Here is a 13,978-nt window from a genome sequence, read left to right on the forward strand (position 1 = left end):
TCTGGGCGGGGTCTTCTCTCTCAAGGCCGCGTGGTGTCCATGGGCTGGGCGGGGTCTCTCAGGGCCGCGCGGGGCCGCCCGCCTCGTCGTGGTCGGCGGGCGCGGTGAGGACGGGCTCCAGGAAGGTCAGGGTGCCGCGCTCGGTGTCGAGGCGGGCCCGCACGCCGATCGGGTAGGTCTGCATGGCGATGCCGTGGCCGATGTCGGCGCCCGCCATGACGGGGACGCCGAGGTCGCCGAGGCGCTCGACCAGCATGCGCTCGACGTCGCGGGGGTCGCCGCAGTCGGTGAAGGTGCCCAGCAGGATGCCTGCCACGCCGTCGCTGTAGGTGGCGCGGCGCAGCTGGGTGATGTAGCGGTCGAGGCGGAACAGCTCCTCGTCGACGTCTTCCAGGAAGAGGATGGCGTCGCGGGCGGGAAGGCTGGTGTCGGTGCCGAGGGAGGCGGCCAGGAGGGTGGCGGTGCCGCCGAGCGTGCGGCCTTCGGCGACGCCGGGTACGACGGTCCTGAAGTCCGGAAACGTCAGCTGGCGCACGTCTTCGGGGGTGAAGAGCAGCTTCATCAGCTGGTCGAAGTCGTACTGCCCAGGGCCCTGGTAGAAACCGTCGCACGCGACCATGGGGCCGAACAGCGAGACCCAGCCCAGTTTGGCGGCGACCGCCTCCAGCAGCGCGGTGACGTCGGAGTAGCCGACCACCACCTTCGGCCGGTCGGCGGGCACGCGAGACCAGTCGACGAGTTCGAGCGTGCGCTGCATGCCGTACCCGCCGCAGGCGCAGAAGACGGCGGCGAAGGACGGGTCGGCCAGCGCGCCGGTCAGCTCGGTGGCGCGGGTGACGTCGTCACCGGCCAGGTAGTCGTACTCGGTGCCGCCCATGCGCGCGGCGCTGAAGACCTCGGGCTTGAGGCCGACCGCCTCCATGGCGCGCAGTCCCCTGTCGAGGTTGTCCTGTTTGGGAGGGCCGCTCGCGGCGATCACCGCCACGCGGTCGCCGGGTCGCAGAGCAGGCGGACGGATCACGAGATCTCCTTCAGGGGTGTCAGGTGCAGGGGTGTGAGATGACAGGCGACTCCCGCGAGGACGGGCGGGTCGATCGAAGCGCACTCGTCGGTACGGCTGGCACAGCGGGGGTGGAACCGGCACCCCGGCGGGATGCGGGCGGGGTCGGGCGGCTCGCCCTGCAGCGGCGTCGCCGTGCCCGACGCGGCGGCGAGCATGGCTCTGGTGTAGGGGTGGCGGGGCCTGATCAGCACCTCCTCGACGGTTCCCGTCTCGACGATCCTGCCGAGGTACATCACCGCGACCCTGTCGGCGATGTTCCAGGCGAGACCCAGGTCGTGGGTGACGACCAGGGCCGACATCCCGAGCTCGTCCCTCAGCCCGAGGATGAGCTTGAGTATCTCGCCTCTGACCGAGGCGTCGAGCGAGGCGACGGGCTCGTCGGCGACGATCACCGACGGTTCGAGGGCGAGCGCCCCGGCGATGACCACGCGCTGCTGCTGCCCGCCCGACAGCTCGTGAGGGTAGCGCCTGAGGTAGTCCTCGGGTGGCCGCAGCCCGGCCCTGGCCAGCGCGGAGGTCACCCTGTCGCCCTTCAGCCCGTGCAGGCGCGGCCCCTCTGCGACGGCCGCCTGGACGGTCTGCCTGGGGTTCAGCGCCCCGCCGGGGTCCTGCAGGATGAGCTGGACGTGGCGGCGGTACTCCTTCAGCCGCCGGTAGTCCAGCGGAGCGCCCTGATGGCGGATCTCGCCGCGGGTGGGTTTGACCAGGCCGACGAGTGCTCTGGCCAGGCTGGACTTGCCGCAGCCCGACTCGCCGACGAGCGCGACGATCTCGCCCTGCCGTACCTCGAGATCGACTCCGTCGACCGCGCGCGCCCGCCCGTAGGCGATCTCCAGCCCGCGCGCCTCCAGCACCGGCGTCATGACGCCTCTCCTTCCAGTACGCGCACGCAGGCCGCCGCGCGGCCCTGGCCGCTGGGCCACAGCTCCATCGTCCGGGTACGGCAGGCGGCCTCCGCCGACACGCACCGGGGTGCGAAGGCGCAGCCGTCACCGAGGTCGGCGATCCTCGGCGGGTCGCCTGGCAGCCCCTCGGGCGCCAGCCTGGACGCGGGGTCGCCAATCGTGGGGAACGCCCTGGCCAGCGCCCTGGTGTAGGGGTGGCGGGGATCGTCGATCAGTTCCCGCGCCGGGCCCGTCTCGACGATCCGTCCCGCGTACATCACCGCGAGACGCTCGCACATCTGGGCCAGCACCGCGAGATCGTGACTGATCATGATGACACCAATGCCCGACTCGCGGACCAGGTCGCCGAGCAGCCGGAGGATCTGTGCCTGCACCATCACGTCGAGCGCGGTCGTCGGCTCGTCGGCGATGATCAGGTCGGGCCGGCAGGCGAGTGCCATCGCGATCATTATGCGCTGCCGCTGGCCGCCCGAGAACTCGTGAGGGTAGTCGCCCGCCCTGCGCGCGGGCACGCCGACCGCGTCGAGCAGTTCGGCGGTCCGCCTGCGCGCGGCCTTCGCGTTCACCCTTTCGTGCAGCAGGATCGGCTCGCAGATCTGGTCGCCGACCGTGCGGACCGGGTTGAGCGCGCTCATCGCGCCCTGGAACACCACCGAGGCGGCGTTCCATCGGACGGCGCGCAGCCTGGCCCAGCGCGCGGTGAGCAGGTCCTCCCCCTCGAACAGCACGCGGCCCGCGACGCGGGCGGTGTCGGGCAGCAGGCGCAGCAGGCTGAGCGCCATCGTGGACTTGCCGCAGCCCGATTCGCCCGCGATGCCGAGCGTCTGGCCGCGGTCCAGCTCGAAGCTCACTCCTCTGACGGCCTGGGCGGGGCCGTAGCTGACGTTCAGATCACGCACCTCAAGCATGGGCGGCCCTCCTGGGGTCGAGCAGGTGCTCGACGGCCCGCCCCGTGAGCGTGAAGCCGAGCACGACGATGAGGATCGCGACCCCTGGCGGCAGCAGGTACCACCACGCGCCCGCCGTGACCGCCCCGCCCGAGAAGGCGGCCTGAAGCATGGACCCCCAGGTCACGCTGGTCGGGTCGCCGAGGCCGAGGAAGGTCAGCGTCGCCTCCGACAGGATCGCCGAGGCGACGGTCAGCGTGCTGGAGACCAGGATCAGCGGCAGGACGTTGGGCAGCACGTGGCGCAGCATCACCTGCGTGTTGCCGGCGCCGAGGACCCTGGCCCGTTCGATGAACGGCCTGGCCTCCACGGCGAGGGTCTGGGCGCGGACGAGGCGGGCGGTGGCCGTCCATGAGGTGACGGCGATCGCGACGGTGATGGAGGCCGCGCCCTGGCCGAGCACCGCCGACAGCGAGATGGCCAGCGGCAGGCTGGGCAGCGCGATGAACCAGTCGGTGACGTGCATGAGCGCCTTGCCGAGCGCGCCCTGGTAGTGCCCGGCCAGCAGGCCGACGGCGCTGCCGAGCACCACGGTGAGCGCGGTGGCGATCAGTCCGATGGCCAGCGACTCCCGCGCGCCCCAGATGACCAGCAGCAGCACCGAGCGGCCCGCCTGGTCGGTGCCGAGCGGGTATCCGGCGACGGGCGGCGACAGTTGCGGTCCGGTGACCTTGACCACGTTGAGGTCGGCGTCGCCGATGTAGAGGGGGGCGGTGAGGGCGAGCAGCGCGAAGGCGGCGAGCACCCCCGCGCCCCAGAGCAGCGATCTCACTGGGCACGCACCCGGGGGTCGAGAAAGCGGTAGGCGAGGTCCGCCAGCAGGTTCATGATGATCACGCTCGCGCTGAAGATGATGAACGTGCCCTGAAGCAGGGGCAGGTCGGGGATCTTGAGTGCCTGGTAGGTGAGGTAGCCGAGCCCCGGCCACGAGTAGACGGCCTCGACGGTGATCGCGCCGCTGACCAGCGTGCCGAGGTGCATGAAGATCATGGTGACCGAGGGCAGCAGGGCGTTGGGCGCGGCGTGCCTGCGCCGTACGTCGGCGTCGGCGAGGCCCTTGGCGCGGGCGGTGAGCAGGTAGGCCGCTCCCCGCTCGTCGATGATCGAGGACCGCATGACCGTCACGTACTGCGCGAAGATCACCAGGACCATGGTGAGGCAGGGCAGGACGAGGTGGCGGGCCACGTCGAGCGGGTCGGTGCCGGGCAGCGAGGGGTCGCTCATGCCGCCCGCGGGCAGGAGCCCGGGGATGCTGAAGGCGACGAGCAGGATCATGCCGAGCCAGAAGGTCGGCACCGACCACAGGGTCAGCGACGCGCCCGAGGTGATCCTGTCGAACACGCTGCCCTGCTTCCAGCCGCTGCGCATGCCCAGCCACAGCCCCAGCGCGACCGAGATGGCCGCGGAGGTGCCCATGAGCAGGAGCGTCGGGCCGAGCCGCTCGGCGACCAGGGTGGAGACCTGCTGCTGGAACTGCCAGGAGTAGCCGAGCTCGCCGCGCAGGGTGTCGCCGACGAAGGAGAGGAAGCGCTGCCACAGCGGGTCGTCGAGGCCGAGCTGGAGCCGGAGCTGGGCGAGCTGGGCCTCGCTGGTGGGGCGGCCCCTGGTGAGGGTCCTGACCGGGTCGGCCGGCATGAGGCTGAAGATGACGAAACCGATGACGAGCGTGACGAAGAAGCTGACCACGGCGGCGGCGAGCTTCTCCGCGAGGTGGCGGCCGAAGCCGCGCACCGCCGTACCCGGTGAAGCACTACTCACGGTCGCCCGCCGTCTTCCTGCGGCGCACCACGAGCGTTCCGCCGACGGCTGCGATCACCAGCGCGCCCAGCCCAAGCCACACCGCGCTGCCGCCACCGCCGCCGGAGCCGGACGCCTTCGTTGCGGCGGGCGGGGCGGCCTTGAGGTAGCTCCAGAAGGCGGTCTGCGCGGGGTGGAGCCCTTCGGCGTCCGGCGTGCCGGTGACGATGCCTTTCACGGTGTCGGTGCGGGCCACGTCGAGGGTGTTGGCGTAGTAGAGGATCTGGTCGACGTTCGCCCTGTACAGCTTGCGCTGCATGTCAGCGACGATCTTCGCGCGCTCGGCGGGGTCGGCCGTCGTGAGCTGCCGCTCGAACAGGGCGTCGTAGTCCTTGTCGCAGTAGTACGCCTCGGTGTTGCCACCGGTGCCGTCGTCCTTCGGCAGGGTGGCGCAGGTCTGGATGCCCAGCAGGTAGGTGGGGTCGGGCCCGGTGGTCCAGCCGTCCATGAGGATGTCCCAGTCGCCCTTGGCCAGGTCGCTGTTGAGCGCGCTCATGCTGAGCGGCTGGATGGTCAGCTTGACGCCGATCGCCTGCAGCCAGCCGACGAGGTAGGTGGAGATGGCGGCGTCGGCCGAGTCGTCGGAGTGCGTGCCGAGTCTGAAGGCCAGCGGCTTGCCGCTCTTCGGGTCGACCCTGACGCCGTCGGCGCCCTTGGCGTATCCCGCGGCGTCGAGAAGCTGGTTGGCCTTGGCGGGGTCGAAGGTGTGCTCCTCCTCCGGCGTGGGTTTCCAGCTCCACTGCGGCCACGCGGGCGGCAGGTAGCCGTGCCCGAGCCTGCCGAGGCCGTTGATGACCTTGGTGACCAGCGTGGGCTTGTCGATGGCCAGCGCGATCGCGTCACGCACCACCTGTTCGCGCAGCGCGGGGTGCCCGGTGCCGATGGGCTTGCCGCTGCGGGTTTTCGCGCCGGGGTTCAGCTCGATGCCCGTCCACCCGTTGCCCACCTCCTGTACGGCCAGCAGCGAGGCATCGCCTTTGAGCGCGGTGAACTGGGTCGGGTTGATGCCGTTGATGTAGTCGAGCTGGCCGCTGCGCAGCGCCGCCACCGCCGCGTCCGACTCCTTGAAGCTCTGCTGGACGAGGTGGTCGAAGGCGGGCGCGCCGAGCACGAAGCTCTTGTTGGCGTCGAACTTGGCGTACTGCTCGGGCCTGTAGTCGGTCAGCGTCCACGGCCCGTAGCCGACGACGGGGAAGGCGTCGTTCCTGTAGTCCTTCAGGCCTTTCACGTGCGGCTCCCACACGTGCTTGGGCACGATGGGGATGCCGCTGATCGGGATGCTGACGTACATCACGTTCGCCTGCGGCTTCTTCGTCTTGATCACCAGCGTCGTGGGGTCGGGCGCGGCGACGTTCTCGAAGTTGCCGACCAGCGAGCCGTTGGCGGTTCCCGCCACGGTGTCGGTCCTGATGAGGTTGAGCGTCCAGGCGGCGTCCTCGGCGGTGATCGGCTGCCCGTCGCTCCACTTCAGCCCGTCGCGGAGCTTGAAGGTCCAGGTGAGCTGGTCGGGCCCCTGCGTCCACTCGGTCGCCAGGTAGGGGCCCGGCTTGCCGTTCTCGTCGAGGGAGTTGAGCGAGGGGTAGATCGTGCCGAAGATGTCGAGCGCGCCGTTGAAGAAGGCGAGGAAGGGGTTGAGCGTGTCGACGCCCGACCCCGACATCTTCACGCGCAGCGTGGTGTCCTGGGCGGGTGTGGTGGGGGCGGCCGCGGTCGTCAGCAGCGCGCCGGCGAGCAGCGCTTTTCCAATCCACATGGGGGTGTGCTCCTCGGGGGGTGGGGATGTAGGAATGTTGGCGACCCTGGCGCCCCACCCCAACGAACGTGAACGCTTATGAGCCTCACCCCTCAAATTTTCGAGGCTCTATTGCGGAACGAATCTTTCCGCGATCGGCTCTAGCGTTCCTTCCATGAAGCCCTTTCGCATCGACATCCCGCAGAGCGACCTCGACGACCTCAGGCAGCGTCTCGCCCGCACCCGCTGGGCGCGGCAGCTGCCGGGCGGCGGCTGGAGCAGGGGCGTTCCCCTGGACTATCTGAAGGAGCTGGCCGGCTACTGGGCGGACGGGTTCGACTGGCGGGCGCAGGAGGCGAAGCTCAACGCGTTCCCGCAGTTCGCCACCGAGATCGGCGGCCAGACGATCCACTTCCTCCACGTACGCTCGCCCGAGCCGGGCGCGCTGCCGCTGATCATGACGCACAGCTGGCCGAACTCGGTGGCGGAGTTCATGAACGTCATCGGCCCGCTGACCGACCCGCGCGCCCACGGCCTCGACCCGTCGATCGCCTTCCACGTGGTGGCGCCCTCGCTGCCGGGCTTCGCCTTCTCCCCCTTCCCTCCACCCCCCACCTCCGAGCCCGCCACCTCCCCTGAGCCCGCCACCCCACCTGGACCCGCCATCTCGCCCGAGCCGACCGCCTCACCTGAGCCCGTCGCCGAGCGTGCGTGGAGTGTCGAGCGGGTCGCCCGCACCTGGGCGGAGCTGATGGCCCGGCTCGGCTACGAGCGGTACGGCGCGCACGGCAACGACGCGGGCGCGCTGGTCACACCGCGGCTCGCGGTCGCCGACTCCGGGCGCGTGGTGGGCTCGCACATCACCGCGGGCCTCGGCATCCCGACCGACTTCTCCGAGCTGACCGAGCAGGAGGCCGCCGAACTGGCGCCGTTGGCGCAGCTGATGGCGGGAGGCAGCGGCTACGGCCCCTACCTGGCCAACCGCCCGCAGACACTCGCCTACGGCTTCTCCGACTCCCCTGTCGCGCAGCTCGCCTACCTCGTCGAGCGCTTCCACGAGTTCGACGGCTGGCCCGGCGAGGAGCTCGACCGTGATCTGGTGCTGACCAACGCCTCGCTGTACTGGCTGACCGACACGGGCGGCTCGTCGTCGTGGACGTACTACGACGGCGCGGCCGGCCTGCCGATCGATCAGAAGCTGGTGCCGACCGGTGTCTCCCACGGAGGGTCAGCGCTGTTCCGCAGGATCGCCGAGCGGGGCAACGACATCGTGCACTGGGGTGGCAACGAGAGCTCGAGCCACATGGTCGCGATGGCGTCGCCGGAGTCGCTGGTCGGCGACCTGCGGCTGTTCTTCTCGATGGTGCGCTAGGTTGGATCATGACGGTGCCCTGGGTCCGCGGTCGCGCGGCCCAGGGCACTGTTCCAGGACGGCCTGGCGCTCGCAGAGGTCGGTGACGCTCCACGGGCCGCGGTCACGCCGCGGGTCTTCTCGAACACGCTCATCAGGGCGGCGCCACCGACATTCGCAGCCGGATTCCTGGGTGACGGGACGGCCGTAGACGCCGCGCCTCAGGGTCGGCCGGTGAGAAGGATCAGTGGGCGAGGCTGACGGAGGTCGGGATGCTCCACGGTCCGCAGTCGGAGCCGAAGGTGCCGCGGTCGCACCCCTGCACAATGAAGGCGAACCTGTTCACCTCGTGCCCGTTGGTCGTGGTTCCGACGCCGTCCAGCGCGTAGGGAGACAGCGTGTACTGGCCGCTCCACGGGGTCAGCCTGCCGACCTGGACCTGCGTGGCCTGCCCGCCGTCCTTGCTCCAGCGGACGTTGAAGTGGTCCCAGTCACGGCCCAGGCCGCTCCACTTGAAGACGGTGGTGTTCCCCTTGGTGAACACGCGCACCAGCGTGCCGTTGCCGAGGTTGGGGGACCAGACGATCTTGCCGTTCTGGTAGCGCTGCCACGAGCCCTGCTTGTCAGGGAAGCCGAACTCCTGGGTGACAGGACATCCGTAGACGCTGTTCGCGGCGCCGTTGGCACGCCACAGGCCGCCGATGAGGCTGCCGTGCTGCGCCACGAGATGGACGTCACACGCTCTGGTCGTCGAGGCCTGCGCGACGCCCGGTGCGGCGAGGACGGCTGTCGCGGTCGCGACGGTCGCGGCCACGGCGAGGAGTGAACGAGAGGTGCGGGCCATCGACGTGGTCCTTCCGGACGAGGTTCGCTGCTGCGACCTGTTTACGCCCGACCGCTTTCACCTGGACTTCCGCGAGTTTCACCTGACCTGCCACGGCTTGAAGGCCACTTGACGACGCCTAGCCGCAGCGCCCCGCCTCGACCGACGACACCTTCCACTCCGCCCCTGGGAACGGCGACATGAAATGCGTCAGCAGGTCGATCGCGTAACCCGGCGCCTGACCTCCGGGATCGAGCAGCGAGACCATCTGCGGGCCGTCCGCGCCGCGCAGCGTCAGGGCGTTGCCCCGCCTGGCAGGCACGACACCCGGCTTGGTGCCGACGGTCACGCAGGCCAGCGGCACGCCGCCCGCCGTGACGGCCTGCTTGGAGCTGATGGGCCGCATCCGCTGGTCGTAGCGGCGCAACCGGAGCGACGTGGCCCTGCCCATGCTCACCCGCTGGTCGAACACGTCGGCGCCGACGCTCCTGGTGACCTTCACGTCCAGCCGTACGTCAGGACGCAGGTCCACCCCGCTCGCCCGCAGGTCGAGCCGGTCGTAGCCGCCCTCGAACCCCGGCGAGACGAATCCGACGGCCGGCGACGTGGAAGCGCCGAACGGCACCTTGCCCGGACGGATCCGCAACCACGACATCTTGTGCACGGCGATCGTGACGTCGTCGATCCTGCTGCGGCCGAGCCCGAACTGTCCTTCGAGCTGGTAGGCGAGAAAGCCGCCCGCGTACGGCACGTCCTTGCGCGAGGAGACCTTCTGCGCCGCGACCGGCTGCAGGTCCAGTCCCGTGCGGGCGCGCAGCAGCCGGGTGGGGGCGGGCTTGGACGCCAGGTCGATCGACAGGTCGGGGTTGAGCCTGGCGGTGGTGTCCGCGCCCAGGTCGCCTACCTCGAGGAAGGTGTCGAGTACGCGGCCCTGGGGCGGCTGGTACACCTTCTCGATCAGCCCCGCCTGTACGGCCAGCAGCCCGTCGAGGGTGCCGGCGTTGGCCTTGTAGGTGAGGTTCGGCAAGCGCAGGGCCGAGGCGGTGGAGTCGGCGTCGACGCCGAACACGGAGGGGACGTCGGTGAAGCGCAGCAGGCCGGTCGCCTCCCCCGAGGTCACGGCCGCTTCCAGCCGCTCGACCCTGGCCGAGTTGTGGACGCGGATCCTGGTGCGGCCGCCGTACGCGCCGGTGACCGAGACCGCGGCGGGCACGGGGTCGACGAGCACCCGGCCGCGCAGCCTGCCCCCGTCGGTCTCGGCGCGGACGTCCAGGGTGCCCAGCGTCGCCGGGGGCTCGACCTTGTAGGCTGCGGTGACGGACTGCCCCTGCACCCCGAACGGGCCGACGGTCATGCTGGTGATCGCCGAGGGCAGGCCGGTGAGAGTGGCTGCGGCGCGCATCGGGACGGGGGCCAGCACGCGGCTGTCGAGGTAGAGCGCGAGTCTGCGGCCGGCCGGGTGGAAGCCGGAGAAGGTGAAGGTCTTCTTGACGAGGTCGACGTTCACCTTGCCTGGCAGGCCCTTGAGGTCGACGAACGCCCTGACGCCCGGCTGGGCGAGGGTGCCGCCGTCGACGAGCGAGACCCCTCCCTTCACGTGGGGCGCGTCGGGGACGGCTGTCGCGTTGCCGAGCCAGACCTGGCCGGTGAGGTTGACGTCGGAGGCGTCGTAGGCCAGCCGGCCGTTGGCGCTGGACACCGCGACGCGGCCGGGGGCGGGGCCGAGGGTGGCTTTGGCACCGAAGCTGTCGCCCGTGGCGGTGCGCAGGTCGGCGTCCACAGCGATGGGGCGGCGGGCGGCCTGGACGTCGGCCGTGAAGCCTGTGCCGGTCTCGTTCTGGGTGAGGTCGGCCTTGCGCAGGCCGTCCAGGCGGACGCTGGCGTCGAACCTGCCGGTCGCGGCGTCGTGGTGCGCGGCCAGGTGCGGGCCCGTCGGGGCGGTCGCGCCCTCGTGGTTGGCGACCGCGATCGTCGCCGACCCGATGGGCCCCGACAACGCCCTGAACCTCACTCCACCACCTGGGATCCCCGCCTGACCGGCGTTGCTCGGCGCCGGGGTCGCAGCCGTGCCGCCTGGCGTCGCGGTGCCGCCTGGCGTCGCGATGCCGGGGGCGGTGCCGGGGGCGGACCAGGTGGCCTCCCAGCGGGCGGGCACGCCGGTCGCGGTGAACGCGGCCCGCAGGTCGCCCGCCCTCGCCGACGCGACGACCGAGGAGACGGTCGCGTCGGCGGTCCAGTCGAGCCTCCTGCCCTCGGTGTCGGCGACCGCCGTGACATGCCCGCGCACGCCCTTCACGCTCGCCCGCACCACCCCCTGGGACGCGGCGGCGCGCAGGTCGATCCTGCCGAGCCTGCCAGGTGTCCGCACGTCCACGGTCGTCTTGGGGCCGAGCGCCCACGACGCCTTCACACTCCCCCGCACCCCGCGCACGCTGCCGTCCACGCTCAGGCCCGTCTTCGGGTTGGCGTAGGTGGCGCGCAGCCGTTCGATGGTCCCGTTGGCGGTGTAGGCGGCGGTGCGGGCCTCGGGGTCCAGGTCGGCGGAGACCTTCGCGGGCGTGTTGGAGATCTCCAGCCTGGCCAGGTGCGTCCCGTCGATGTCGGCGGCGCCCGTGAACGGCTTGCCGCCTGAGTCGAGGGCGAGCTTGACGTGCGGCGTGGCGCCGTACGTCACCTCGAAGCCCGCCACCCCGGTCAGCCGTCCCGACACCCCCAGCCGCGACCCGTCCTTGATCATGGTGACGTGGTTGCCCGGCGGGCCGGCGATCGCGCCCTGCCCGCGCTGGAGCAGCAGCGTCAGCCCGCCGAGCGCCGAGCTGGCGGTATGGACGATCTTGTTGGCGGCGGCGTCGTGCTCGACCGTGATCCTCGCGGGCAGCCCCGTGAGGCGCGCGCTGACGACGGTCTGGTCCCTGGCCGCGTCGTAGAAGCTCAGGTCGGCGGTCTTGGCTCGGGGCGCGCCCGAGGTGACCGACAGACCCGTGGACCGGGCGGTGGCGCGGAACTCGCGCGGCAGCCTGGTGATCGACAGTCCCGCGGCCCTGGACAGCTTGCCGTCGCTGAACACGTAGTCATGGAAGGTCGCCCTGGCGATCGGGTTCGCGCTGGCGAAGTGGACGTCGCCCGGCCTGGTCAGCTCGGCGGTCAGCTCGGAGCCCATCCTGTCCACCGTCACCTGGGTGAACCTGCGCCGGTCCGCGACCACAAGCGCGTCGAGCGCGGCGTTCGCCGAGGCGGTCGCGGTCAGCACGCTCTTGTTGCCGTCGAACCTGGCGTGCGCGCTGAAACGCTCGGTGGCGGGGGTCTGGCGCAGGCTGAGCAGCGCCTTGCCCGCCAGTCCTGCGATGGTGGCGGCGGAGGATCCCGGGGCGCTACGCCGTACGGTCGCCCGTACATCGATCCGCCCCTCCGCCAGCGCGCCCACGTCGACGGTGAAGGCACCCCAGTCGCGTCCCTCCAGCGCGGTGCCCCTGCGGTAGCCGTCGAAGCCGACCTTGACCACTCTGTCGGAGTTGACGGCGTACTCGGCCCACACCTGCGCCTTGACCGGCCCGCCGAGCTGGACGACGCCGAAGCCTATGCCGACGCTGTCGCCCTCCGCCTTCTGCGGGACCAGCGTGGCGAGCAGGTCGGGCGTGTCGTCACCGGTGACGTCCGCCTGGACGGGCGTGCCCACGGGCCGCGCCGAGGAGCACGCGGCAGGCAGCTCCGCACTGGCCGCGCACAACTTGAACGTCATCAGCGGCACCCCGTCCCGCACGACAGGGAGCTCCGCCTTGAGCGGGAGCGGCAGCTTGAGGCCCTTCTTGACCGGCAGCAGGCTCAGTCCACCCTGCTCGGCGTCGGGCAGGACGAGCTCAGGCGACGGGCTCGGCCCCGCCATCCGCTTCTCGGCCTCCGCGACCACCTGGTCGACCAGCGTCGGCCCCGCGGGCACCGTGGCCACCAGCTTGCCCGGACCGTCCGGCCGCTCGGCTCCGGCCTTCGCCGCCAGCGAGGGTTGCCTCGCCATCGCGGCCTGCGCCGCCGCCGGAACCTGTACACGCGCCACCGGCTCGACCCGCGGCCTGCCGTCCTTCGGACCGCTCACCGCCGCACCGCGCACCACCCCTGGGGGAACCATGCGAGTGGCCGCCGTCCCGGGTGTTCGCTCGGCCATCGGTACGGCATGCGCCGCCGTGGGCACGCCGGCAACCAGCGCGCAGGCGAGCAGAACACAAGACAGCCGCGGCATGACTGGCTTTCCCCCGGGAAGTGTGGCCGACTGATCACGAAAGGTAAGAGACGACCATATATCCCACAATCCGTCAAGGCGGGATTTACTCGGAAAGATTCACCACAATTGCCTCCTGCGTACTCCGCGCGATCACCACGACTGCCTCGACCTCGGGGTCGGGGTTCTCCTCCCGATGCGGGACGAACGGCGGGACGTAGACGTAGTCGCCGGGCTTGGTGTCGATCCGCACCTCCTCCCCTTCGCGTACGAACACGAAGGACGGCGAGCCGCTGACCACGTAGATGGCCGTCTCGGAGGCGCCGTGATGGTGGGTCGCCGACACGGCCCCCGGGGCGACGTGGGTCTGCCCCATCCACAGCGCCGATGACCCGACGCTCTCGCCACTGATGGCCGCCCGCCTGCGCATGCCGCCGGTCTGCGCGGTCTCGGAGGTCAGGTCGCCGGGCTGGACGTGATGCAGTGTCATCCGCGTTTCCTCTCGCTGGGCGTCGCCCTCACGGGCACTGCCTCCTGCTGGGGCCGGGTGCCGCGAAGGCGGTGAGCGCCTTCAGCTCGTGTCTCTCCACGTCCTCGAACAGCTCGCCCATGGCGGTCTGGATCATCGCCAGCTTGTCCTCCGCCAGCCTGAGCTTTCCCGCGATCCGGCCGGGCAGGCTCCCGCCGTGCCAGGCGATCACGGCCATCCCCCCGGGCTTGAGCACCCTGTGGAGTTCCCGCACGCCCGCGCCGAGGTCCGGCCAGAGGGCGACGTTGTTGACGGATACCGCCTTGTCGAAGCTCCCGTCGTCGAACCCGGTCGCGTCGGCCGTCCCGAGCCTCAGGTCGACCCGCCCGTCACCTCGGTACGGCCGGGCGGCCTGGTCGCGCATCTCGCGGGAGGGGTCGACGCCGCAGATCCGCGCGGCGGGCCCGGGTTCGAGCATTCTGACGAGCTTGCCGGGGCCGTAGCCGACTTCGAGGACATGGTCGCCCGGCTGGACGTCGAGCAGTTCCACGAGTTCGCACTGCTCGTTGGTCAGGAGCATGAGGCGGCCTGCCAGACGTCCGGCCAGGCCGCGTGGCTGCGCGAAGGGAGAGGTGATCGGACGGTCGAACGCCCACGGCGTTTTCTCCATGCTTCGAC

The 13,978-nt window shown here is 71.2% G+C and carries 12 protein-coding genes; 2 read left to right on the forward strand and 10 right to left on the reverse strand.

Features of this window, described 5'->3' with window-relative positions:
• Nucleotides 1–58: 58 nt before the first annotated feature.
• The 6 genes from AB0B45_RS40675 to AB0B45_RS40700 are packed head-to-tail and all read right to left on the reverse strand — an operon-like array spanning nucleotide 59 to nucleotide 6,465.
• Nucleotides 59–1,021 carry an LD-carboxypeptidase gene (locus AB0B45_RS40675; RefSeq protein WP_358142517.1) on the reverse strand — a complete coding sequence of 321 codons (963 nt, stop codon included), beginning with the start codon at nucleotides 1,019–1,021 and terminating at the stop codon, nucleotides 59–61.
• Entirely contained in the window at nucleotides 1,018–1,926 is a 909-nt protein-coding gene (locus tag AB0B45_RS40680) for an ABC transporter ATP-binding protein (protein ID WP_358142519.1), read from the reverse strand. The genes AB0B45_RS40675 and AB0B45_RS40680 overlap by 4 nt, the downstream gene beginning before the upstream one ends.
• The gene (locus tag AB0B45_RS40685; protein ID WP_358142522.1) at nucleotides 1,923–2,876 is read right to left on the reverse strand and encodes an ABC transporter ATP-binding protein; all 954 of its coding nucleotides are present in this window, start codon (nucleotides 2,874–2,876) and stop codon (nucleotides 1,923–1,925) included. Before AB0B45_RS40685 ends, AB0B45_RS40680 begins: the two co-directional genes overlap by 4 nt.
• Nucleotides 2,869–3,687 (reverse strand): ABC transporter permease, encoded by an 819-nt coding sequence (locus tag AB0B45_RS40690; protein ID WP_358142525.1) that lies wholly within the window; start codon nucleotides 3,685–3,687, stop codon nucleotides 2,869–2,871. The genes AB0B45_RS40685 and AB0B45_RS40690 overlap by 8 nt, the downstream gene beginning before the upstream one ends.
• Nucleotides 3,684–4,673, reverse strand: coding sequence for an ABC transporter permease (locus AB0B45_RS40695; RefSeq protein ID WP_358142527.1), 990 nt, complete (start codon nucleotides 4,671–4,673; stop codon nucleotides 3,684–3,686). The genes AB0B45_RS40690 and AB0B45_RS40695 overlap by 4 nt, the downstream gene beginning before the upstream one ends.
• Complete coding sequence (locus AB0B45_RS40700; protein WP_358142530.1) at nucleotides 4,666–6,465, reverse strand: peptide ABC transporter substrate-binding protein; 1,800 nt, start codon at nucleotides 6,463–6,465, stop codon at nucleotides 4,666–4,668. Before AB0B45_RS40700 ends, AB0B45_RS40695 begins: the two co-directional genes overlap by 8 nt.
• A gap of 154 nt (nucleotides 6,466–6,619) precedes the next feature.
• Between AB0B45_RS40700 and AB0B45_RS40705 the strand changes: the two genes are divergently transcribed.
• On the forward strand, nucleotides 6,620–7,816 hold the full coding sequence (locus AB0B45_RS40705; protein ID WP_358142533.1) for an epoxide hydrolase N-terminal domain-containing protein: 1,197 nt from the start codon (nucleotides 6,620–6,622) through the stop codon (nucleotides 7,814–7,816).
• A gap of 223 nt (nucleotides 7,817–8,039) precedes the next feature.
• On the opposite strand, the gene AB0B45_RS40710 is transcribed toward AB0B45_RS40705, so the two are convergent.
• Nucleotides 8,040–8,639, reverse strand: a complete 600-nt coding sequence (locus AB0B45_RS40710) for a hypothetical protein (protein ID WP_358142536.1) — start codon at nucleotides 8,637–8,639, stop codon at nucleotides 8,040–8,042.
• On the opposite strand from AB0B45_RS40710, the gene AB0B45_RS40715 reads away from it, so the two are divergent.
• Nucleotides 8,629–8,751 (forward strand): hypothetical protein, encoded by a 123-nt coding sequence (locus tag AB0B45_RS40715; RefSeq protein ID WP_358142539.1) that lies wholly within the window; start codon nucleotides 8,629–8,631, stop codon nucleotides 8,749–8,751. The two genes, AB0B45_RS40710 and AB0B45_RS40715, sit on opposite strands and share 11 nt — an antisense overlap.
• Before the next feature lie 6 nt (nucleotides 8,752–8,757).
• Here AB0B45_RS40715 and AB0B45_RS40720 read toward each other — a convergent pair whose 3' ends face one another.
• The 3 genes from AB0B45_RS40720 to AB0B45_RS40730 form a co-directional block, all read right to left on the reverse strand.
• Nucleotides 8,758–12,852 (reverse strand): hypothetical protein, encoded by a 4,095-nt coding sequence (locus tag AB0B45_RS40720; protein WP_358142542.1) that lies wholly within the window; start codon nucleotides 12,850–12,852, stop codon nucleotides 8,758–8,760.
• Between the two features lie 85 nt (nucleotides 12,853–12,937).
• Complete coding sequence (locus AB0B45_RS40725) at nucleotides 12,938–13,321, reverse strand: cupin domain-containing protein (RefSeq protein ID WP_358142545.1); 384 nt, start codon at nucleotides 13,319–13,321, stop codon at nucleotides 12,938–12,940.
• Nucleotides 13,322–13,349: 28 nt separating this feature from the next.
• Nucleotides 13,350–13,970, reverse strand: a complete 621-nt coding sequence (locus tag AB0B45_RS40730) for a methyltransferase domain-containing protein (protein WP_358142548.1) — start codon at nucleotides 13,968–13,970, stop codon at nucleotides 13,350–13,352.
• Nucleotides 13,971–13,978: the final 8 nt, after the last annotated feature.

The organism is Nonomuraea sp. NPDC049152, assembly GCF_040648355.1.
Classification (GTDB): domain Bacteria; phylum Actinomycetota; class Actinomycetes; order Streptosporangiales; family Streptosporangiaceae; genus Nonomuraea.